The organism is Lunatimonas sp., assembly GCF_020832325.1.
Taxonomy (GTDB): Bacteria; Bacteroidota; Bacteroidia; order Cytophagales; family Cyclobacteriaceae; genus Lunatimonas.
Genome location: NZ_JAFIEU010000012.1, coordinates 24,750 through 46,256, shown reverse-complemented (window position 1 = coordinate 46,256; position 21,507 = coordinate 24,750). Strand labels below are relative to the sequence as shown.

Sequence of the window (21,507 nt, the reverse complement as noted above, 5' to 3'; positions counted from 1 at the left end):
TGAAGATAACGGATTATGGCCAAAAAAGAGCAGGGTTTGGGGATTTTTGAAAGGGTGGCTAACCCCTCCCGTAAAAAATGTTCGGAAGCGGTCAGAAAGGGTGGAAAGGCCTAATTTTCAGCCTACCATCTTCAGGCGGCTAATCGGGTAGTGAAAAGGCCATTACGCTGCCAGCAGGATGCATTTCGTCACCGCCTACCGATAGAACAATGAATTGTTTTTTGCCCACCCGATACGTGCTGGGATTTGCATTGGGAAAGCCGGGTAAGGCAATCTCCCATAGTTTTTCACCGGTAGATTTGTCGAAGGCCCTGAAGTGATTATCTCGTGTCCCGGCTATGAATACCAATCCTCCCGAGGTGACTAATGGCCCGGCGGAACCGGCTTCTCCCGTATCCTCGGGACCGGTTTGCAATTCGGGGTTATTGCCTACCGGGACGCTCCAGGCATAGTCACCGGTGTGCAAGTTTATGGCATGCAACATTCCCCAGGGAGGTTTGATGCCCGGCCTTCCCTTTGGATCTCTGAAATGGCCATAGGCGGTTAAGTTTAAGTACTTGGGTAGGGTATCGGTGAGCAAGACCTCTTTATTTGCCTGCTGGTTTATGTGGATTTCTTCGATTAAGGCTGTCTCCCGGTTGCTTCGGCTGCCTTCGGTTTCAAAAAGGTACGCCAGTATGGCTTCTTCTTGCTGCTTGGTCTGAAGAACACTGGAAAATCCGGGCATTTTTCCACCACCCACTTTGATCTTTTTCAGTACATCTTCCGGACTTATTCGTCCTTTTAAGCCAACAAGGGATGGGTTGCCGAATTCATCCCCGTTTTTATCTTTTCCATGGCAACTCACGCAGTAGGTTTGGTACATGGATTCTCCTTGTCTGTAGACCGATAAATTACGGATATTACTTTCCGGCTCCATTTTTTTCAGGCGCATGATCTCGGGGGAGTCGTTAGACTTTACATACAAAAGACCCGTAGACGCATCAAATGCAGCACCTCCCCAACTGGATCCTCCACGCGATCCCGGAAATTGTAATGTCCCTTGTACCGAGGGGGGAGTAAACAATCCCTCGTAGCGAAGCGATCGGAACACGGATACTAGTGAGTCGTGGGAACCCTGGGAATAGAAGGCGATGTCCGATTCTTCCAAATGCTGTCGGGCATACGGCGCAGGCTTTAGAGGAAAAGGCTGTGTAGGCCAGGCTTCTTCACCCGGAACGTCTGATACAGGCACGGGACGCTCTTCGATAGGGAAGAGAGATTCACCTGTGTCCCGGTCCAAAATATACAAGAATCCGACTTTCGAGGTTTGTGCCACCGCATCGATTTTCTTTCCGTCGTGCACCACGGTTACCAAATTGGGTGGCGCAGGGAGATCGTAATCCCAAAGGTCATGATGTACAGTTTGGAAGTGCCATCTATAGGCGCCTGTTCGGGCGTCGACGGCAACCACCGAATTCCCGAAAAGATTCATGCCTTTGCGGTCGGCACCATAGTAATCATAGGTAGGGGACCCTGTAGAGAAGAATACCATGCTTCTTTCGGGGTCTAAGCTGAGCCCACCCCAATTGTTGGCTCCTCCCGAGTACTTCCAGGCGTCCGCTGGCCAAGTTTCGTACCCGGTTTCGCCAGGAAGAGGTACTGTGTGAAATGTCCATACCCGTTCGCCTGTGAGTACGTGATAAGCCCTTACATAACCCGGTTCTGCATCATATAACTCGGATACCTCCGTGCCCAGAATGATCAGATCCTCGAATACAATTCCCGGGGAGGTGGGGATTACCGAAATTTTGTCCGGGTCACCCCGCATGCCTTCGTTCAGACTGACTTTCCCGTCTGCGCCAAAATTAGGGATGGGCTGCCCGTTTGTGGCATTTACGGCAAACAAATGGTCTCCAGCGGTGAACAAGATCCGTTTGTCGTCGTCATTCGCCCAGTAGGCCACACCCCGTTTGATTCCACCACCTCTACCGCCCTCGAAGGGGTCAAAGGACCACAGTAGTGTTCCGGTGGAGGCATCTACAGCATATAATAGACTGCGGGCCGAAGTCGTATACAGGATTCCGTCAATAATCAGTGGATTGCTTTCACTGTTCATCGGCCTCGCACTCTCCGGGGCATCGTCTGGGTAAAAAATCCAAGCGGTTTCCAGTTTGGCTACGTTTTCGCGGTGGATCAAGTCCAATGAGGCATAGCTGCTGCTCCACACGTCCGCTTTATACACCGGCCAATTTTCGTAATAGGGGGTGGTAGGGTGGCAGGAGAAGATCGATAATATGCCTGCTATAAATGTGCACACAGCGGCCAGGATCTTGGCAGTTCGGAGGAGGCCGGTTGGATATACCGTTAAGCAAATCATAATGGTTGCCAATGTGGTTTGAGTTACGCTGAAATTGTACGTAATGTACTCATTACACCCTACTCTAACTAGCCCGTAGGCATGCCTGCTCTGAAATCGATTTGGAGTAGGGTGCAGATCTTTTGGAAGGTTCTGTTTGATATTTAAATATAGCCAATAATCTAGTGAAAAACCTGAAATATTCCGGTGTATTACGGACTGACGGGGCGGGAACTGGCCCGTATCCGAGCCACCTCACTTGGTGTCACAGCGCTTGCCTTATTTCCCCAACGGCTGCGAATATAGGTGGTGATAGAGGCTACCGCATGGTCATCGAGAATATTCTCGTGAGGCGGCATGTAACCATTGTAGGTTTTGCCACGTACGGTGATTTCACCCTGAATGCCGTACAGGATGGCGTTTACCACAGGTTCTACAGGACCCACTACCCGCTCGGATTGTGCCAGCGGCGGAAACCGGTTTTTGTCCCCCTCTCCGTCGCGCTGGTGGCAGGTGGCGCAATAGGTATTGTATAGGATTCCTCCTTCCAATAGACTGCCTTTGTCCAAGTTATCCATGCCCTCTACAGGTGTTTTGATATAGGTTTTGTTTTCTGTCAGTCGGGCCATGGCGTCTAATTCCTTTTCACCAAATGCTTTTTTGTTGCCTTTGTACATTACCCGCCAAATTCTTCCCTTATTGGATTCGGAAATGTACAGGGACCCATCCGGGCCTTCTGCTAACCCCATGGGTCTATACACCGCATCTCCGGTATTTTCGACGGTGTCTACCCGGGCAAAGCCATCCGCAAACACCTCCCAGTGCGAGGCTTTTCCATCTTTGATGGGCACAAAGCAGACGATGTAACCGGACTGTGGATAGGGGGATCGGTCGGTAGAACCGTGGAAGGCGACAAAGGCGCCCTGTTTGTACCGCTCAGGAAATTGATTACCACGGTAAAAAAGAATTTCCATGGGCGCCCAATGGCCTGGGAAGCCAATTACTGGATCGTCGAATGCGGATGCCCGGTCCACCGTATAGCCATCTCCTCCATAGGCGGGAGCAAGGACGTTTTTGCCCTGAAGCTGGTCGTAATAGGCGTAGGGCCAGCCAAAATCGGAACCCTCTTTCACCCGTGCCAGGATTTCTGAGGGCAGGACAGCGGCTTGCCATGCGCTGTAGATTTTGGGATACAGGGTGTGAAAATTGTCAATTCCGTTAACGACAGCATACAAGTGGTCGTCCAGCGGACTCCACGCCATACCGACAATACTGCGCAGCCCGGTAGCGTACTTGATACCGTCCGTTTGTACTTGATTTTCTAGGCTAGCATCAAACTTCCAGATACCGGCATGCATTTCCCTTTCTGGACTAGGATCCAGGCCTTTTCCCTCGGGAATGCCGGTTGGGCCGTACATGGTGATGTCCTGTCCTGCGTCTGATGGAGACCCAAACGGTATGTACATGTTTCCCCGCCCATCAAATGCTGCAGGCTTGGTTGTGTGCCAGTTGCGGGCCACGTTGGGGTCTGTATCTGTCAGTATCACTTCGGTGCGACTACTTGGTACCAGTTCCCCGGGAATAAGTTTATTTCTAAGTACCTGTCTAACGGTGCTGGTATACAGGTAGCCATCGTGAATGGTAACCCCGACTGCTGATCCGCCCACGTCTTCGTAATCGCCGAAGCGGACGATGGAGTCAGCCCTTCCATCTCCATCAATGTCCCGGATACCTACGGTTCCTCCAAGCTTGTCTCTGGAATACCGCAGCTTCGCATAGATGTCACCGGTCTCCGTAACCGCGATATGACGGGTAAGGCCCACGCTGTCGATAACGGTTAGGGCTTCAAATCCGGCGGGCAAGATGAGGCCGCCATTATCTGGGTCGGATGGCGGCAAAGCGGAAGGTTCATGGCTGCATGCAAAGACGATCAGTGGCAAAACACACCACAACGACAGGGAAGCGGGGACAGCAAAAGGCTTGGGCAATCGGGTAAATCGGATGCGCATGGCATTTCAGGTGATTAAGTGACTTGGCGCCCACGCGATGTGGCGTTCCGGATCATAATTTAGTGAAGGTGAAAATAGAATTCAATGCTGTCCCTGGTTTTCTTGTTACGGGTTAGCCGGAATTTATATGAGAGGTTGAAAAGGCAGGTGTTTTTGTTATTCCTTCGCGTAATTCAGTAAAATATAATTATGCAAATGGCAAGGTGAGGATTGGATTTATTGCTAAATTTATATTTTATTGAAGATTTGCAATTGAGGGGGAGAGTTTAAACGTTTGTAAAGAGCATGAGTGAAAATGCAAACCTAAACGGATTTGTTATTTGGATGCTGATTTCCGGCTTTATTCCGTTGCTACTCGCTTTAAACAGCCACAAGCTAAGGAAGTCCAAGGAGGTCAAGTACTTTGCGTATTTGATGGTGTCCTGTAGTTTGTATTCATTTTTCTATGCAGGAGAGCTCGCTTCGACAGAATTATCAAACAAGGTACTTTTTTTGAAGCTGCAATATCTAGGAGCTGTTTTGTTTGGCCCCATGTTGTTTCTTCTGGTACTGCATTATTCCGGAAATGGAAAGCAAGCTATTGGACGTTACGCCAATTCGATTTTTATCGTGCCTTTGGGGATTTTGCTGGCGGTTTTTTCTAACGACAGCCATTATCTCTTTTATACGTCCTATGACAGTGTCTTTCATGGAAACCTCCATGTGCTGGTGACCGAAAAGGGACCGATCTACTGGATACATCAAGGATACACGGTGGCGCTTTTGTTGATGAGTCAGGTTTACTTGGTTCGGATGCTTGTACTGGGCACAGTGACGGATGCTAGGCAAGTGTACCTTGTATGGCTCGGGGCGGTTTTACCCATTGTTGCGTATATCATCCACCTGATGGGGATTGTAGCTTCGCAATTAGATCCGATTCCCATATCGTTTATCGGAACCGGTGTGTTTGTGTTTTGGGGCTTGGTAAGGTTTCGCCTCTTCAAGGAGACACCTATCGTCTATAAGACCCTGTTCGAAAGCATAGCGGATGGGGTGTTGGTAGTAGATCAAAGGGGGAAGCTCGTGAACCACAATCCGGCCATTTTGCACATGATTGGGGGAGATATGGCCAAAGTTCCATCGATTTGGGAGGCGATCCGCCAAGGGCTTCAGCAGGAAAATGGCCCGGATAAGACTGTTTTTCCATGGCACACCCCGTCGGAAAGACGTTGGTATGCAGCGTCAGTGTCCCTCATTACGGGAGCAGGGATGGAAGTATTTGGAAAGATAATCGTGGTCCGGGACATCACGGCAGAGATCGCATACCGGAAGGCTCTTGAGGAGGCCAAAGAGGAAGCAGAACAAGCCAATCTGGCCAAGTCGGAGTTTTTGGCAAACATGAGCCATGAAATCCGCACACCGCTCAACGGTGTAATAGGTTTTACCGAGCTATTGGGCAACACCGCCCTGAGTGAACAGCAGAAGCGCTACGTTGCCACTGCCTTTTCGTCGGCAAATGTACTTTTAGATCTGATCAACAACGTATTAGACCTGTCTAAAATCGAGGCCGGTAAAATGGAGTTGGATATTCAAAAGGTCAATCTGCGGCAGGTCATTCGAAACATTGCCGATGTGCTCAGCTTTCAGGCAGCAAAAGACCACATCGAATTTGTGCTGCATGTTGCACCGGAGGTACCTCACAAGTTTTTGGGGGATGAAATCAAAATCAAACAGGTACTGATTAACCTACTGAATAATGCTTTTAAGTTTACGCACGAAGGGGAGGTGGTACTGAGAATTTCCCTCGAGGAGAGAAGGGGGAATTCGGTCAGGCTAAGGTTTGAGGTGCAGGACTCCGGTATAGGGATACCAGAGGAAAAGCAGGCGATGATTTTTGAAGCTTTTTCACAAGCAGATGCATCCACTACCAAGAAATACGGAGGTACGGGACTCGGCTTGACCATTTCTACCAGGTTACTTAACTTGATGGGGAGTAAGCTGGAGCTTTCCTCAGAGGAGGGGAAAGGAAGCGTGTTCTCGTTTGAGCTGCCCGATATAGAATTGGTGGAGGAAAATCCATTTCTGACCAAAGCATTTCCGGATTTTTCACCCGCTCTCCTCGTAGGTTTTCAAGGGGGCATAGAAGAAGCGCTGGTATTTTACCTGAATCACCTGAAAATAGCAACTACGAGCATTTTTGCGTTCACCGATGCGCTGGAGTGGCTAAGTGGACATCCCGATGTAAACCTGCTATTTGTCCATGTGGAAAAAAGTCAGGAAGGGGAGTTTTCCTATCAAATGAGACATTTCATTGGTAAGCTGCCACCGAGTATACGGAATAGATGCTGCATGGTGTTTCCGGCGGATACCCCAGAGGAAACCTTCTCGGCGACCTACGCCATGGGATGCAGAAGGAAGCTTATTAAGCCATTTTTGCTGATGGATATGGTATATCAATTTGAGAAATGGGGTGCCTTGCAGGTCGCTCCGGAACTCAGCGGCCTGGATGGGGCGAAGAAATCAGCTGAGTTGGATGTGAAGGTGTTGGTAGCCGAGGACAATGCGGTGAATAGGATGTTGGTGAAGGTGTATTTGTCTAATTTGTTTCCCTCGCTTACTGTGATAGAAGCAGAAAACGGGCAGGATGCCTTTGATCTGTACCTCCGTGAAAAGCCCGACTTGGTCATTACGGATATCCACATGCCTGGGATGAATGGATACGAACTGGCTACTAAGATACGGTCTGGAGAAACCACAAAAAGAATTCCGATTTTGGCCTTAACCGCGAATGTACTCGAAGGCCAAGTGGAGCAGTGCCGAAAAGCTGGCATAGATGATTTTGTTTCCAAGCCCGTCAGACAAGAGACATTTAAGGGGGTGTTGGAAAAATGGCTTTGGTGATTTGTAAAACAAACAGTCCGCACCCGACATCGCCTTGAGGCGTACTGCGAGCGCGGACTGTTTGGATGTTAGTTGTCCTCTCCGCGTAGCTTCACCACAGCACCTTCCAGCAGATCCGAGATGCGAATCTGGCAGGCCAATCTACTCGTGGGGTAATACTCCGGAAGGGCTTCCAATTGGTCCAACTCGGTGTCGGTAGCCTCTCCGAGAGCATCTTGTCCCTCCAGAATCTCTACATGACAGGTAGCACAAAGGGCCATTCCGCCACAAGTTGCGAGTACTGGGTATTCGGATGCTTTCAGGACTTCCATCAGGCTTAAGCCCATATCGTCCGGTGCTTCGATGGGCTGACGGTTTCCGTCATGATCTTCAACGGTAAAATGTATCATTTGAAAAGGATCGTTTAAAAGGCGTTTACTCCGTTTACAGTGGTGTATTTGAAACTTAGCTTTTGGTCTGGATACACGAATTTAAAAGCGGAATGCATCATGATGGCCGCCTCATGGAATCCGCAAAGGATCAGTTTGAGTTTTCCGGTATATGTATTGATATCCCCGATGGCGTAGATGCGCTCTACCCCAGTCGAATAATCCGTGGTATCCACCTCAATAGCATTTTTATCGATGGTCAGTCCCCAATCCGCGATGGGTCCAAGTTTTGGACTCAATCCAAATAGGGGGATGAGGTAATCGGTTTCAATCTTAATGGGAGCCTTGGACTTATCTTCTAAATAGACACTATCCAAGTGTCCGTTTCCTCCAAGCTCTTTCAAATTGGCCGAAAGGATGAGGTCAATTTTACCGCTATTGGCCAAATCAAAAACCTTCGCTGCAGTATCCGGTGCTCCTCGGAAGGTTTCGTTTCGATGTACCAAAGTAACTCGTTTAGCAACATCGGCAAGGTAAAGCGTCCAGTCCAAAGCAGAATCTCCACCTCCTGCTAAGACTACCTTCTTGTCTCTGAATTGCTCGGGATTTTTTACCATGTAGGTAACACCCTTTCCTTCGAATACTTCCAGTTTTTCGATGACCGGCTTACGTGGCTCAAAACAACCAAGTCCCCCCGCGATAATAATCACCTGAGCATGGATCTGAGTTTTCTCGTTCGTAGTGAGGACGTAGGAACCATCGTCTTGTTTTGCTAGTTGATCTACCCGTTCACCTAACGTAAAAGTTGGCTTGAAGGGCTTTATTTGGTCCATTAGATTATCTACCAGTTCCTGCGCCTTGATTTCCGGGTAGCCGGGAATATCGTAAATAGGCTTCTGGGGGTATATTTCAGAAAGCTGGCCTCCTACCTGTGGCAACGCATCCACCAGGTGACAGCGCATTTTCAGCAGTCCTGCCTCGAAAACGGCGAACAACCCAACCGGTCCAGCTCCGATAATGCAAATATCCGTAGTAATCATCCTTTGTTTGATTTTATGAGTAAATAGGTAAGCCCTTGAAGGCAACGTTATTTTGATACAAATATACTTAGTATAACAACTAATTTTTCCAATCTGTGTTTATTAATCCTCCAGATTGGTGTAGATCGTATTGAGTATCCGTTTAAACTCGTTAAAATCCTCTTGATTGAGGTTTTTCCACGCTTCTTGTCGGATTTCAGATACCTGTGGTTTTAGCTCCAGTACCTTTTCTTTACCAGAACTGGTAAGTAATAACTGAAAACTTCTCCGGTCCTGCGGATGGGGAAGCCGCTCCACATACCCTTTTTTACAAAGAATGTCTATGATCCGCGTCAAGGTGGGGTGGTCTTTAAATACCAAGTGAGCCAATTCAGACTGGCTGAGTGCTTCACTCTCCGAAAGGTTTTTCAACACTAACCATTGATCTACGGTTACATCAAACGCTTGTTGTTTGAATTTTCTTTGTGCATATTGCTTCACCCTTCGTGCAGTACGGTCCAGTAAGAAGGAATATTTACTAAATTGCTCGTATGTCATACCAATTATTAGTGCAACAAATATACGCATATTTTGAATTACGAAACAATATACCCTATAAAGTTTATAGGTTTTGTTAAAAATTCTTGATCGGATTCCAAAACGCTGAAAAAAACAAGAGAATGATAGAAATTGATTTAACAGGAAGGCGGGCAGTTGTGGGCGGTAGCTCCCGCGGGCTGGGCTTGGCCTCGGCCCAACAACTTGCGGAAGCGGGTGCAGAGGTCATACTCATGGCGAGAAGTGAGGAGAAGCTGCAAAAGGCGTTGCAATCGCTGTCCGTGAAGGCGGGTCAAACCCATCGGTATCTGGTGGTGGACTACGCAGATCCGGTGGGTTTTGAAAAGGCGGTGAGTGCTTACTTTTCGGATGTACCGGTACACATCTTGGTTAATAATACCAATGGCCCAGCACCCGGTACGGTAATGGAAAAGAGAGTGGAGGACTTTCAACAGGCATTTGACCTGTTGTTTAAATCCTATGTGATCCTTACCCAAACACTGCTGCCGGGTATGCTGAAAGCAGGATTTGGGAGAATCATTAACGTATCCTCCTCCTCCGTCAAAGAGCCTATTTCCAATCTGGTTTTGTCCAATAGCATCCGGTCTGCTGTGGTCAGTTGGGCTAAGTCTCTTTCAAGGGAGGTGGCTTCCAGTGGTGTGACCGTAAATACAATCCTAACAGGGTCCTTTGATACCGAGAGACTTATGGAAGTGGTCGAGGGCCAAGCGGTTAAGGCGGGAAAGAGTCCGGCGGCTTTGATCGAACAGAAAATCTTGTCCATTCCATCGGGCCGATTGGGCAGGCCAGAGGAGTACGGCTATTTGGTGACTTTTCTGGCTTCTCCCCTTGCAGCGTACATCAACGGTGTCAGCATTCCGATTGACGGAGGGTTTATGACGGCGATCTAGGCGTTGGGCTTCTAATCCATAGTTTTCCAGTCCCTTATTCCGTCGAGAGGGATATGGGGTGGGAGAATTCGGGTCACCTCTAAATCGGTGGTTTGATCAAGCCGCACCCCTCCAGGGGCGTTTGTACTTACATATGGCGGTCCGCTGAAAAGACCCATATTTCGGCTAACTAAAACTTATTCATCTGGATGGATGCTAAGATAAGTCTTCGGAATTACGAATATGTATCTTTCAGAAACGTTATCATTTCTTTTAGGCTGAAAACTTCTTTCGTTTCCTGTCCAATAGTCATTCGAATTACAAATGGCTCGATTTTCAGTTCGATAGATAGTTGATCCGACAGTATAAGGTGTTTTTTCAGGATGTTTTGAATCCAGGGGATCCATTCGACAGGGCCGGTTATGGAGGGGAAAGTTTTGGGCTGCTTATAGCTGATTTTTCCGGTGAGTAGGTCAAACCGGTAGGCGTCTCCTGGAAGGAGCCGATTGATCTCACCTCGGATTACCAAGTCCTCCGGAGTTCCCTGAATCAGCGCCGGTCCTTCAACCATTAATAGGAACTGGTCGGCCGTTTCCAATGCGATGTCCAGGTCATGTGTTACGACTAGGATAGCCTTGTTTTTGGTGGTGGCCAACTCCCGCAACAGGAACATGATCTCGTATCGGTTTACCAGGTCTAAATGTGCGGTGGGCTCATCTAATATCAGGATGGTACCGTCCTGTGCCAGTGCCCTTGCAATCAGCGCTTTTTGGATTTGCCCATCCGAAAGTTCACTTAATAATCTGTCGGAGAGATGGTTTATTCCTACGTCCGCAAGTGCGGCTTGTACAGCGTCCCGGTCGTCGGTGTGAATTTTTCCTAACCATCCCGTGTGCGGAATCCTGCCAAGCATGACCATCTCTTTTACCGTCAGGTTGTTTTTTGCGATTCTGTCGGTAAGCACCACAGCCACTTTTTTGGCAATATCGCCGGTCTTGGTGGCAGAAACGGGTTCTCCAGCCACCCAGAGTTCGCCGGATAACGGGGGTATTATCCCGAGGATGGTTTTGACCAGCGTGGATTTTCCCACACCATTGGGGCCCATCAAGCAGGTGACCTCTCCGCTGCGGACGGCAAAATCTAGTCTGCCAAACACAGGGTTTCTTGGTCGGTAGCCAATTTCCAAGTTGCTGCTTCGTATACTGGGTTCCGTAGATTTCATGCGTTTTGGGATTCCGTATATTATTTTCGGTTGGATCCGGTTAGAATTCTTGACTGAAGTCTCTTTTGAATATCAGCCAGATCACCACGGGAGCACCCAGGAAGGAAGTTATCACATTGATAGGCAAGGTTTGCGCTGATCCCGGTAATTGGCTGATGGTGTCGCAAACTAACAGGGCAATTGCGCCGAGTAGGGCTGAAGCGACCACCAGGGTTCTATGGTCGGAAGTTCGAAACACCAATCGTGCTACATGAGGAACAGCGATGCCAATAAAGCCAATGGGACCACAAAACGCGGTTGCAGAACCAGTCAATATGCCGGTGCTGATAATCATTTTCCAGCGAAGACGTCCGATGCGTATGCCCATACTTTGGGCGTAATTTTCTCCCAGCAGCATACCGTTGTACGATTTGATGGATCGAACCAGGGGGGTGATACCAATCAGTGTGCCTACGGCAAATACGATTAGCTGGGACCAGCCAGTACTCCCTAGGCTGCCCATGGTCCACACCGTATATAGCTTTAACTGCTCTGCCTCGCTAAAGTAAGCCAATAGTGCCACGATGGCTGCCGTGAAGCTGCCAAACATCAGTCCAATAATCAATAGGGTCATGGTGTCTTTTACCTTCCAAGCCGCCACACTGATAAGAAGCAAGACGCCAAATGCCCCCAAGGCTGCCGAGAAGAAGAGTTGCCAGGGGCCAAGCATCCATGCCACTCCGGTAGCGGGTATCAGGAAACCTGCCATCATCCATAGTGCCACGCCAAGGCCAGCACCGGAGCTGATGCCCAGTACATAAGGACCCGCGAGTGGATTTCGGAAAAAGGTCTGCATCTGCAATCCGCTTAGCGACAAGCATATTCCTGCCAGTATAGCCGTGAAGGACTTTGGGATACGGTATTGCAAGATTATGATTTCCCAGGAGGTCTTTGAAAAAGGTATTCCGACCACCCTGCCCAGTATTTCCTGCACGGGTATGCGCACCGACCCCAAGCTGACATTGGCTAACCATAGCAGCAGGAGGATGGCGCATCCTACCGGGAAAAGCATGCGTGATGGGGCGTTAGATTTCATTTAATTGTTCATAAAAATACAGCGTATGTTCCGGTAACAGATCAGGGTGGATGATTTTTATTAAATCCCTTAGCACCAAGTCTGGACGAACATACCCCGCCTCGAAATACAGCAGGCCTCCTGTAGCACCTTTTTTGGCAGTATAGGTGTAGATGTTTCCTGTACGAAAGGGCCGAAAGGCTTGATATTTTGGGTCCGCGAGTTTCAGGGAGCTCAATGAGGAGTAGTCAGCGGCACCTATCCAGAAATCAGCCATCTCGGCCCGGTCCAGCACGTATTCGTAACTGAGGGACAGACCTCCCTTACCGTTGTTTTCCTTAAACAAGTAGTCTCCCCCGGCATGCTCCAATAGGATGCTCACCCAGGATTCGGCACCCGGAGCATACCAAAGGTCGTTGTACATTACACCTGACATGATTTTGGGAGGCGAGGAAATTCGACTATTCCAAACCAACTTTTCCGCTTGCCGGTAGGACGCTGATATTTCCTCAAAGATATCGGTTGCCTCAGTTAATTTACCGGTCAAGGCTCCGGTCACCTTTATCCATTCCGCCACGCCCAGCGGGTGTTTTTCGACGTAATCCCCATTCAAGACTACAGGTATTCCCGCATTCGATAGCAGTGTGACCTGCTGCATGTCGTTTCCAAGGGTCGAAACCATGATCCAATCCGGGGATAAATCCAGTACCGATTCCAGATTTAGAGAGGCTCCAGTTCCCAGTTCTTTGACCAAACCTTTGTTGATCCTTTGGCGCTGTATTTCGGAGGAAATCAGGTCGGTGTTCGGGAAGCCGGCTAATAGCTCTTCATTACCGAGTAGTTCTAGATGAGGGATATGTGTGGTAGACGTGAATACCAAATGCTTGCCTGGCAGGTGGATCACCGCATCGAAGGACTTTTGCCGTAGCGAATCGGGAAAAGAAGCATTGTCAGGTAGAATCAAATAGTGATAGGACCGATTGGCTTTTGGAAAGGCTTCGCGAATTTCTATCCAAATGGCCCCGTTCAGCGTCTGTATCGAAAAGCCCTCTGCGAATGCAATGGGTATCAGTTGCCAACCGGTATCAGATTGCTTCCTCGGGTCGGATTCACAACTTACCAAAGCCGCCAACAGCAGCCAACAAATCAAGTACCATCTATTAAAAACCCTCAAGGTGCCTTTATTTTGTTCCAAAATAAGCCATTGTTTTTTCTGTATCCAAAAAGATTCATCCCCCAGCGTGTTTTTTAATCTTTCTTTTTCGTGTATGTTTGTACCGAAATTTGGTTTCTACGCTCTATCCTGAGCAAAGAATTAAAAGGGAATCCGGTAGAATGCCGGAGCTGTCCCCGCAACTGTAACCTGTATCGGCCATGCCGATAAGTGATTTGCAACTCCATGCCATTGCTTTTGTAAAACGAAGTGAGAAGGCTTGCAAATCCAAGGAAGCCAGGAGACCTGCCAGATTTTGACTATTCAGAGCTTTCGGGTGAAAGGCTTGGGAATACGCGAACATCCTATCCTTGATCAGCTACATGTCCGCATGGCGCTCGTCTACGCTTATTGGTAAAACATGAGCGGCTGGTACCGTCGTTTCTCATCTTTGCATCCCTGTTTTCGAATAGCTGAATGAGTTGGTTCATGCTAATGTTTGGATAATTTGATGCTAGGTGTTGTGTTTACTTTTTTTTTGAGCTTGATCTCCGTGATGGCCCCCATACCTTCAGACACGGTTGCTTTGGACCTGGTGGAGGTAAAGGCCTCGCCCTTGGACCGATTTGCAAAGGGCCAGCAGATTGTTACCTTCGATAGTCTGGTGCTGCGCAAAGAGAGAGGGAACACACTATCCGAACTTTTTCAGCGTCAATCGGGCTTGTTTGTACGGCAATATGGCCCCGGCATGATTGCTTCGCTTACGATGCGGGGTACTTCAGCGGGGCACAACGCTTTTTTTTGGAATGGATTACCCATTAGCTCTCCCTCGCTCGGCCAAATGGATCTTTCCATTGTCCCTGTCTCTGGCATGGACAAAGTGGAGGTTCATCTGGGCAGTAGTGGCGCCCACTACGGTACCGACGCTATTGGCGGAGCCGTGCACCTAACGAGCCGTCCGCTCATTCCAATAGGGTGGCATGCTGAGGCAACCGCAGGTGTAGGCAGTTTTGGTTTATCAAAACAGGAATTTGGTACCGGATACGCCAGCGATCGATTTCGCTCGAGAACGCGCGTATACCGCCGTGCCGCGACCAACCGCTACCCTTACCAAAACCTCGCAAAACCCGGTGTGCCAACGGAAATGCAAGAACATGCTGCTGTACGGCTCATCGGAATGGTTCAGGATCTAAGTTGGGACCTCGATTTGCGAAATCAACTGAGCAGTTCCTTCTGGTGGAATGCGGCCGATCGGCAAATTCAGCCCCTGATCGGCTCAAACACCAAGGACGTGCAAACGGATCAAAGTTTCCGTTGGGTGTTGGATTTCAATCGAATAGGGGAGGGGGGGCACCTGAATCTTAAAGCTGGATGGGTGCGGGACGAGATGGTTTTTAACCATACCGAGGAAAACACTACCGACCAGTTTCTAGTAGCTGGGGAAATGGATTGGTCCGTAAAATCGGCATTTGAATTCAAATCAGGTGTCCGCGCTACCTACTTTCGGGGCAACCTGAGCACCTATACGGCAAACGATGAACGCATAGAGGTATATCACGCAACTAACTACACACCGGCACCCTCGGTTACGATGTCGCTAGGGTTCCGCCAATTGATGTACGGCGAAAGGTTGGCTCCCTTCACGCCATGTATAGGCGTGGATTGGACTCTGGTAAAGCATAGCGATCATGTGATAATCGGGAAAGTAGCGGCGTCAAGGAGCTACAAGGTGCCGACCTTGAACGACCGGTACTGGGTGCCAGGAGGCAATCCTGATTTACGATCTGAAACAGCACTAAGCGGGGAAGTAGGTCTACATCATCGATTTGAGCGGGAGGATCGAGGCTGGGAAACCCGCATCACCTACTACGTTATGCGGGTAGACGATTGGATCATCTGGCTACCTGGGGCTGCCTATTGGAGTCCGGAAAATATACGGGAAGTGGGCAGTAACGGAGTAGACCTGGTTACAGCTGTACAGCAACACCTAGGGAGTTGGAAACTTGGTCTTACGGGTTCATGGGGATGGACGAATGCTGTGATACTTCGTCCTGAAAACGAGTCAAGGCAAGAGGTCGGCAACCAACTGCCCTACACGCCGACCCACAAAGCCCAACTGGGTCTCGATATGCAACGGGGAAGGATGGGGTTCTACATCAATGGACAATGGGTCGGACGTAGATTTATCAGCGTGGATAACCAAAATGCCCTACCATCCTATGGACTCTTGGATGGCGGGTGGCGGTATGTGCTACCCCTCAAGCAGCAAAGACTCTCTCTAGGGTTCCAAATTTACAACGTATTGAATACAGATTATCAGGTATTGAGGCTTCGCCCCATGCCCGGAAGGAATTACGAACTAAACCTAACCTTTACACTATGAAAAAGTACCGTTTTTTTAAGATTGTTGGCATTTTCTTTCTATTGGCATTCGTCCTCTCTTGTGCCGAAGATCCGATTGAAAGGCCCCTGGGGCGGTTTGAACGCGGGGTTCTTATTATCCATGAAGGAGCTTTTGGTGCAAACGATGGGGAGCTCTATCACTATGATCCCACAACGGAGGAGCTTCAAACGGACGTATTTGAGAGCGCAAATTCCCGACCTTTTGCCGGGCTGCTTCAGCAGGTAAGGGAGGAAGGAGACTACTTCTATCTGGTAGCCAATACCGGAAAGGTTGAGGTGGTTCGTGCTGCTGATCTGAGTCATGTGGGGTCCGTGAATGACGCAAAATTGCAAATCCCTAGGGATCTCCAAGTAGCCGGGCAAAAGCTTTTTATCAGTGATTTTGGTCCCTACGATGCGTCTTGGAACAATTCAGATTCTTTTGTCGCCGTGGTATCCGGGCTACAGGGCGGAACCGTGTCGGAACAGATTCCCGTACCCAGCAGACCCGAGGGGATGGCCTTGATAGACGGCAGCGTATGGGTTGCCTGCACCGCCGGCGCGAGTATCGCCGTAATTAATCCCGAATCCGAAGAAGTTTCACAATTGATTGAAGTGACGAAGGGAGCACCCTATTTCTTTGCCCAATACGGCGGAAACTGGTACCTGTATGCGTTGGATGCGTCCAATGTGTATTTTCACAGATTGAACTCAGCTGCTTTTTCCATCGATGAGACGATTACCATTCCCCTTGCCAATGCGATCTATAATGGAAACTTCTCTTTGGGTGAAAATGGCGAGGCCTATATTATCACCTCATCGGGCAGTGATTCTCAGGTTGCGAAGGTATCCATCGTTTCCGGCGCAGTGATGGATGCGGAGTTTTTTAGCGGAACCCATTTCTATGGCTTGGGATTTGACCGGAGTTCGCGTTCCCTTTACATTGGGGATCACGCAGGTTGGCAGGGAAATGGCAACGTTTGGATAGTCGATGCGCAAGGATCGCTGAAAAAGAGTATGCCCGCAGGTAGGGGCCCTTCTGGATTTATTTTCCGATAAGCAGAAGGCTAAGTGAAGTATGGCAGTTAAGTGCCGACGGAGAATCGCCGCCGTCGGCACTTGACTTACTCATAGGAAAAGCAAGCCAACAGAGAAAGTAAGATTCCGGTATCTGATTCGGTCTGTTCTCAATGAACTCCAGTCCGAAGGATTGGATGGGTTTGGTGTTGGATTAACGACACCGACTACCGGTAGCCCCATGTAGTAGTTGGCTGATTGATGTTTGTAGCCGAATAAAAAACTCCAAGCTGTTTTCCCTTTATTTTTCTTCCTGATTCCGACAGTGGGATGTGCCATGAGTCCTCCTTCAAACCAAGTGTGTTGATTCCACTCTGTGACCATTTTTTTCTCCAGCACCATAGAACCGTACCCCAGATCCATTCCAGCCATCCAAGTGGTCTTTTTTTCAGGATGCAAGGTTCCCCGCCAGCCCATCCCAAAGGGTACGATGGCTGCCAGCGGATACACATCGAGCCCCAGTAGGAATCCGAACGAGTGGTTAGGATGAAATTGCACACCATGTAAGGACTTTATGCTAGGGTTGATCCTTGTCCCAAAGTCATCAGAACCCTGCAATACTCCCAACTCCAAGTGATGCACGTAGGGAGCACCCCTTTCCTGCGCGTGCAGCGAAAAAGTCAGTAGCCATAAAATGCAGAAAATCCACCGCATTGCTTACCGATTTAGCTTGTTACCGACGCTGATGCAGCTAAGTTTGCGGAGTTTGTTGCGATCGCTATAATCGTATTGGCAAACGCCGTCGGGTCCAATTACAATCAGGGATTTTGGTCCCGGTATGATATCAATCGATTTGATTTCTTTTAAGTGTTCCAAGGGTTTGATGTCGAGCACATTGCTGACTTCGAAACTCTTCAGGCCATGATTGGCTTCGGCGATATAGAGGTGATTACCGGATAATCCCAGTCCGTGGGGGTTATCCATGGAATAGGTTTTTACCAGTTTGGGCTGATAGGGATCTACAATATCCAATACGTGCAGTTCGTCTACGCCAAATCGACAGGCCACTCCTGTTCGCAACGTGACAAAGGCATGGGTTTCATTGGCTACTACAGGGTCACAGGCCGTAATATGGTCGTATCTGGACATTTGCTTGGGCCGAGCCGGGTCGGAGGCGTCGTAAATAAACATCCCAGTCATGGAGCCAATAAACAGTTTATCTTGAAAGGGGAAAATGGTTTCTATTCCCCAGCCCAACGAGATGTCTGTCAGAAATTTCGGGTCTTTCGGATCGTCCACATCGAATACTCGAAGGTGATAATGATCCACCGTATAAAGGTGATTGTTTAGCAAGGTAAATCGAGCCATTGAACCGCCTTGTCCATAGCTTTGGCTGGCCCTACTTGCGGACTCTGCTCCTGAGAAGGCCATCATGTCGTTACGGAATGCAGGTCTGCCCCAAAAGCCGATGGACATTCGTTCCTCGGAAGTGGTGATCACGGTATCTTTGTAGGTGATAATGATCCCTTCTTCGCGACTACTGTACATGGTTGGAAAAACATCCAACTCTCGTTTGACCAAGGCAATATTGTTGGGGTCGCTGATGTCGAACGCCAGCAAGTCAATGTAGTTGTCCGCGTAAAGAATGTTAGAATTGATCGCCAAATCCCCTGTCCCCTCTATAGGGATAAAGTTCAAATTTTTCGGCGATGAGGGGTTGGTATTGTCCAAAATATGTATGCCCTCTCCCGGTGCTCCCACGAATAGGTAGTCCCCGTAAATATAGATTTTCCCGGGGTTGTCCAGTGGCCTACCGGGCTCGATAATTACTTCCGCATTTCGGAAGGAACTTACCTGTAGCGTGACCGGTACTTGGGTAGTGTACGTATAGGTGGTGATGACTTCATCCTGACAACCCACCATGCTTACTAGCAGCACCAACGAGCAAAGGAGGATTGATGGAAACCGGCGTGTTTGATGTAGATGTTTTTCCATGACTGTAGCGTTTTTTGATACCAGTAATTGATGCTTGGAATTATTTTGACCTTTCCAGTAAAGCCCTGACGTAAATCTTGTAGAAAACGCTACAGTCAAAAGTAACTATTTTCTATTTTTCTGTTTTTGCCCTAAAATTTCGTTCGAAATTTTCCAGTAGTTTAATATAATTCTTCACCACACTGTCGCTTAAGGACCCGAGATAATCTCCCGGATATAAAGGATTGTATTTTATTCGGCAGATAATCATATCCAACCAACCCTGCCCATCGTCAATCAGGTCCTCGTTAAAGGCTTCTACGGTAGCATCTCTCGATCCCGAAAAGGGAGCTCTTCCCTGTTCCTTGAAATACGCATGCATGGTCTCCAGTGCCAAGTCATGGACCACTTCAAAGTTTCGGACTATCTCCTGCCGTTGGGTTTCCAATAGCCCCTTGGTTTTAGCTCGGTCGATCAACTCGCTGAGTTCTTCCAGTGCCGCCTGATAGCGCTCAAAGTAGACCGCGCATGGGTTTTTAGTCTGTTTCATAATTAAAGATTTTTCAATATTAAACGTTACTTCACCCGGTTTGGGTTATCGGTGATAAACGCTTTCCATCCGCCCCCGCTTCCCCTTGTTTGAAGACGTCCCGAATGAAAATGATGGCAAATAGCCACCGCCAATGCGTCCGTAGCATCCAAAAGCTTCGGTATTTCCTTGAGCGACAGTAAGGTTTTAATCATATCTGCAACCTGTTCTTTGGAAGCGTTTCCGTTTCCAGTCACCGACTGCTTTACCTTTTTGGGGGAATATTCAGATATAGGTATTTCCCGTGCCAACGCAGCTGCCATCGCTACGCCCTGTGCACGTCCCAGTTTCAGCATGGATTGGATATTTTCCCCATAAAAAGGAGCTTCCAGTGCGACGGAGTCCGGATGGTATTCATCGATAATCTGTGTAACCCGATCAAAGATTTTTTTTAGTTTGAGCTCATGACCTGCGTACTTCTTTAGATGAATCACCCCAAATTGGATGACTTCATAAGCATTTCCTTTGATTAGTATTAGCCCATAGCCCATCACATTGGTTCCAGGGTCTATGCCTAGGATGATTTTTTCTTTTCCGCTATTTTCACCTTCTTTGTTCACCACGGCAATTTAGTGGAAATAACGCGATGTATCCTGCTTTAGCCTTCAAATTATCCTCTCTTACGACGATGCATGCAATCTTCTTGCTCCATGCTACGGCGTATTGTGGAGCTATTGTTCTATTGTGGATTGCCTGGCGCCAACAGGGAAGGAGCGTAGCTTCCAGTGCAGAAGCGGTAGGGCATGCTGCCGCGGTTGCGCTGATCGTTCCCTTTCGCAATGAGCTACATAATTTAGGGCAAATGGTGCATCAGGTTAGCACAGGGATACCAGCTGAGTGGGAGGTTATCTGGGTGGATGATCATAGCGATGACGGATCCATGGGCTTTATGGAGGCTGTTCTACGTATGCACTCGTTTGGTTCTTGGAGGGTGATCCAGAGTGAAGGTATAGGGAAAAAGCGTGCTCTGGAAGCAGGCATCCGGGCAGCTCGGGCTGAATTGATCGTAACGACAGACGCGGATGTACTCTTTACTGGAAATCCCTTCGCCTCATTGGTGGAGGCCTTTTCCAATAAAAGGGTACACCTGGCCGCTGGACCGGTTTTGGCTGCCCATGGGATCGGAGTACTAGCGGCCTTCCAACAGGTGGAGTGGGCCAGTGTTCAGTTAATTACAGGTGCCACGTTCCAGCTTGGTGCGCCCCTGATGTGCAGCGGGGCTAATTTGAGTTTTCGTCGGTCCACGTTTTTTGAAGTAGAGGGATATGCTGGTAACTTTCAGCACCTCTCTGGGGACGACGAGTTTCTGCTCAAAAAAGTGGCAGCCCGGTTTGGGCGGGATTCGGTCGCCTTTGTTCCCGATCAACACGCTTTGGTACAGATAAGGCCTTTTAGGTATTGGAGCCACTTCGTTGCGCAGCGGCAGCGTTGGGCTTCTAAATGGCGGCTACACGGTTCCTTTGGACATGCTTTTGGTTCTGTTTTGGGGTTTTTCTTCCCCGTATGTTTTTTGTTTTCTCCTCTTCTTTTTGCAACGGGGGAGGCGGGTATTTGGCTATTTGGGGTGGTATGGATGGGAAAGATTTCGTTTGAAGGGGCAGCTCTATCGGCGGTTTTGATGAGATATGGGCAGCAGTCGCATTGGAGTCATTATCTGTGGACGAGCATCGCACATCCCGTGTTTGTGGCGCAGGTTGCTGTTGGAGCAGTGCGGGGAAATTTTACTTGGAAGGGACGAAAAAGTGGTTTATTCCATTAATTTTGTGGAAAAACAACGTTAGATTATGTCTGATGACGAATTTGATTTACTCGATGAGTTGTACTTTTTGCAGTCGTATGATCACCTGAAAAACGAAACGGGATGGGATGACCACAAACTGTTGTCAACCTTGCGTCAGCTCTTTCAGAAGGAGTATATCAAATGTTACAGTGCACCGGACCAGGAAGTTTTCGAGGGGGCAGATCTGGATCGGGATGGTTTCCGGTACTATTACCTCGCTACGAAGAAAGGTTTGTTAAAACACAACGCTCTATAGGCAAAAATAAATAGGTTT

The 21,507-nt window shown here is 48.7% G+C and carries 18 protein-coding genes and 1 riboswitch; of the genes, 6 read left to right on the top strand and 12 right to left on the bottom strand.

Going from position 1 to position 21,507, the window contains the following annotated elements; genetic code table 11:
- Positions 1-139 precede the first annotated feature (139 nt).
- Together JJU34_RS03960 and JJU34_RS03955 are read right to left on the bottom strand one after the other, a co-directional pair.
- On the bottom strand, positions 140-2,359 hold the full coding sequence (locus tag JJU34_RS03960; protein ID WP_228691026.1) for a PQQ-binding-like beta-propeller repeat protein: 2,220 nt from the start codon (positions 2,357-2,359) through the stop codon (positions 140-142).
- Positions 2,360-2,550: 191 nt separating this feature from the next.
- A complete protein-coding gene (locus tag JJU34_RS03955; RefSeq protein ID WP_228691025.1) occupies positions 2,551-4,347 on the bottom strand; it encodes a c-type cytochrome in 1,797 nt (598 codons plus the stop codon).
- A gap of 285 nt (positions 4,348-4,632) precedes the next feature.
- Here JJU34_RS03955 and JJU34_RS03950 point away from each other — a divergent pair, with 285 nt between their 5' ends.
- Positions 4,633-7,227 carry a histidine kinase N-terminal 7TM domain-containing protein gene (locus JJU34_RS03950; RefSeq protein ID WP_228691024.1) on the top strand — a complete coding sequence of 865 codons (2,595 nt, stop codon included), beginning with the start codon at positions 4,633-4,635 and terminating at the stop codon, positions 7,225-7,227.
- A gap of 68 nt (positions 7,228-7,295) precedes the next feature.
- Here JJU34_RS03950 and JJU34_RS03945 read toward each other — a convergent pair whose 3' ends face one another.
- From JJU34_RS03945 to JJU34_RS03935, 3 genes are all read right to left on the bottom strand, one after another.
- Complete coding sequence (locus JJU34_RS03945) at positions 7,296-7,616, bottom strand: 2Fe-2S iron-sulfur cluster-binding protein (RefSeq protein ID WP_228691023.1); 321 nt, start codon at positions 7,614-7,616, stop codon at positions 7,296-7,298.
- 14 nt (positions 7,617-7,630) lie between these two features.
- On the bottom strand, positions 7,631-8,635 hold the full coding sequence (locus JJU34_RS03940; protein ID WP_228691022.1) for an NAD(P)/FAD-dependent oxidoreductase: 1,005 nt from the start codon (positions 8,633-8,635) through the stop codon (positions 7,631-7,633).
- 102 nt (positions 8,636-8,737) lie between these two features.
- Positions 8,738-9,172 (bottom strand): MarR family transcriptional regulator, encoded by a 435-nt coding sequence (locus JJU34_RS03935; protein WP_228691021.1) that lies wholly within the window; start codon positions 9,170-9,172, stop codon positions 8,738-8,740.
- A 122-nt stretch (positions 9,173-9,294) separates the two neighbouring features.
- Between JJU34_RS03935 and JJU34_RS03930 the strand changes: the two genes are divergently transcribed.
- Positions 9,295-10,083: an SDR family oxidoreductase gene (locus tag JJU34_RS03930; RefSeq protein WP_228691020.1), complete on the top strand. Its 789-nt coding sequence runs from the start codon at positions 9,295-9,297 to the stop codon at positions 10,081-10,083.
- Between the two features lie 214 nt (positions 10,084-10,297).
- Here the strand turns inward: JJU34_RS03930 and JJU34_RS03925 are convergent, their stop codons facing one another.
- Genes JJU34_RS03925 through JJU34_RS03915 form a run of 3 tightly spaced genes read right to left on the bottom strand, consistent with a single transcriptional unit; the run spans position 10,298 to position 13,533 of the window.
- Positions 10,298-11,284 (bottom strand): ABC transporter ATP-binding protein, encoded by a 987-nt coding sequence (locus tag JJU34_RS03925; RefSeq protein ID WP_228691019.1) that lies wholly within the window; start codon positions 11,282-11,284, stop codon positions 10,298-10,300.
- Between the two features lie 40 nt (positions 11,285-11,324).
- Positions 11,325-12,359, bottom strand: coding sequence for an iron ABC transporter permease (locus tag JJU34_RS03920; protein WP_228691018.1), 1,035 nt, complete (start codon positions 12,357-12,359; stop codon positions 11,325-11,327).
- Positions 12,349-13,533, bottom strand: a complete 1,185-nt coding sequence (locus JJU34_RS03915) for an ABC transporter substrate-binding protein (protein WP_228691017.1) — start codon at positions 13,531-13,533, stop codon at positions 12,349-12,351. Before JJU34_RS03915 ends, JJU34_RS03920 begins: the two co-directional genes overlap by 11 nt.
- A 73-nt stretch (positions 13,534-13,606) precedes the next feature.
- Positions 13,607-13,820, top strand: a riboswitch (cobalamin riboswitch).
- A gap of 209 nt (positions 13,821-14,029) precedes the next feature.
- Here JJU34_RS03915 and JJU34_RS03910 point away from each other — a divergent pair.
- Positions 14,030-15,874 carry a TonB-dependent receptor gene (locus tag JJU34_RS03910; protein ID WP_228691016.1) on the top strand — a complete coding sequence of 615 codons (1,845 nt, stop codon included), beginning with the start codon at positions 14,030-14,032 and terminating at the stop codon, positions 15,872-15,874.
- Complete coding sequence (locus JJU34_RS03905; protein ID WP_228691015.1) at positions 15,871-16,932, top strand: DUF5074 domain-containing protein; 1,062 nt, start codon at positions 15,871-15,873, stop codon at positions 16,930-16,932. Before JJU34_RS03910 ends, JJU34_RS03905 begins: the two co-directional genes overlap by 4 nt.
- A 69-nt stretch (positions 16,933-17,001) precedes the next feature.
- Here the strand turns inward: JJU34_RS03905 and JJU34_RS03900 are convergent, their stop codons facing one another.
- The 4 genes from JJU34_RS03900 to ruvC all read right to left on the bottom strand — a co-directional run bounded on the left by JJU34_RS03900 (position 17,002) and on the right by ruvC (position 20,013).
- Positions 17,002-17,604: a hypothetical protein gene (locus tag JJU34_RS03900; protein WP_228691014.1), complete on the bottom strand. Its 603-nt coding sequence runs from the start codon at positions 17,602-17,604 to the stop codon at positions 17,002-17,004.
- 3 nt (positions 17,605-17,607) lie between these two features.
- Positions 17,608-18,885, bottom strand: a complete 1,278-nt coding sequence (locus tag JJU34_RS03895; protein ID WP_228691013.1) for a hypothetical protein — start codon at positions 18,883-18,885, stop codon at positions 17,608-17,610.
- Positions 18,886-18,997: 112 nt separating this feature from the next.
- Positions 18,998-19,414: a nucleotidyltransferase substrate binding protein gene (locus tag JJU34_RS03890; RefSeq protein ID WP_228691012.1), complete on the bottom strand. Its 417-nt coding sequence runs from the start codon at positions 19,412-19,414 to the stop codon at positions 18,998-19,000.
- 26 nt (positions 19,415-19,440) lie between these two features.
- On the bottom strand, positions 19,441-20,013 hold the full coding sequence (gene ruvC / locus JJU34_RS03885) for a crossover junction endodeoxyribonuclease RuvC (protein ID WP_228691011.1): 573 nt from the start codon (positions 20,011-20,013) through the stop codon (positions 19,441-19,443).
- Between the two features lie 68 nt (positions 20,014-20,081).
- Here ruvC and JJU34_RS03880 point away from each other — a divergent pair, with 68 nt between their 5' ends.
- Together JJU34_RS03880 and JJU34_RS03875 are read left to right on the top strand one after the other, a co-directional pair.
- Positions 20,082-21,212 carry a glycosyltransferase gene (locus JJU34_RS03880; protein ID WP_228691010.1) on the top strand — a complete coding sequence of 377 codons (1,131 nt, stop codon included), beginning with the start codon at positions 20,082-20,084 and terminating at the stop codon, positions 21,210-21,212.
- Positions 21,213-21,237: 25 nt separating this feature from the next.
- Complete coding sequence (locus tag JJU34_RS03875; protein ID WP_228691009.1) at positions 21,238-21,489, top strand: hypothetical protein; 252 nt, start codon at positions 21,238-21,240, stop codon at positions 21,487-21,489.
- Positions 21,490-21,507: the final 18 nt, after the last annotated feature.

Excerpts from the sequence above, each read along its gene's own strand:
- JJU34_RS03960 (WP_228691026.1), bottom strand. The coding sequence starts at position 2,359 with ATGATTTGCTTAACGGTATATCCAACCGGCCTCCTCCGAACTGCCAAG.
- JJU34_RS03955 (WP_228691025.1), bottom strand. The coding sequence starts at position 4,347 with ATGCGCATCCGATTTACCCGATTGCCCAAGCCTTTTGCTGTCCCCGCT.
- JJU34_RS03950 (WP_228691024.1), top strand. The coding sequence starts at position 4,633 with ATGAGTGAAAATGCAAACCTAAACGGATTTGTTATTTGGATGCTGATT.
- JJU34_RS03945 (WP_228691023.1), bottom strand. The coding sequence starts at position 7,616 with ATGATACATTTTACCGTTGAAGATCATGACGGAAACCGTCAGCCCATC.
- JJU34_RS03940 (WP_228691022.1), bottom strand. The coding sequence starts at position 8,635 with ATGATTACTACGGATATTTGCATTATCGGAGCTGGACCGGTTGGGTTG.
- JJU34_RS03935 (WP_228691021.1), bottom strand. The coding sequence starts at position 9,172 with ATGACATACGAGCAATTTAGTAAATATTCCTTCTTACTGGACCGTACT.
- JJU34_RS03930 (WP_228691020.1), top strand. The coding sequence starts at position 9,295 with ATGATAGAAATTGATTTAACAGGAAGGCGGGCAGTTGTGGGCGGTAGC.
- JJU34_RS03925 (WP_228691019.1), bottom strand. The coding sequence starts at position 11,284 with ATGAAATCTACGGAACCCAGTATACGAAGCAGCAACTTGGAAATTGGC.
- JJU34_RS03920 (WP_228691018.1), bottom strand. The coding sequence starts at position 12,359 with ATGAAATCTAACGCCCCATCACGCATGCTTTTCCCGGTAGGATGCGCC.
- JJU34_RS03905 (WP_228691015.1), top strand. The coding sequence starts at position 15,871 with ATGAAAAAGTACCGTTTTTTTAAGATTGTTGGCATTTTCTTTCTATTG.
- JJU34_RS03900 (WP_228691014.1), bottom strand. The coding sequence starts at position 17,604 with ATGCGGTGGATTTTCTGCATTTTATGGCTACTGACTTTTTCGCTGCAC.
- JJU34_RS03895 (WP_228691013.1), bottom strand. The coding sequence starts at position 18,885 with ATGGAAAAACATCTACATCAAACACGCCGGTTTCCATCAATCCTCCTT.
- JJU34_RS03890 (WP_228691012.1), bottom strand. The coding sequence starts at position 19,414 with ATGAAACAGACTAAAAACCCATGCGCGGTCTACTTTGAGCGCTATCAG.
- JJU34_RS03880 (WP_228691010.1), top strand. The coding sequence starts at position 20,082 with ATGCATGCAATCTTCTTGCTCCATGCTACGGCGTATTGTGGAGCTATT.
- JJU34_RS03875 (WP_228691009.1), top strand. The coding sequence starts at position 21,238 with ATGTCTGATGACGAATTTGATTTACTCGATGAGTTGTACTTTTTGCAG.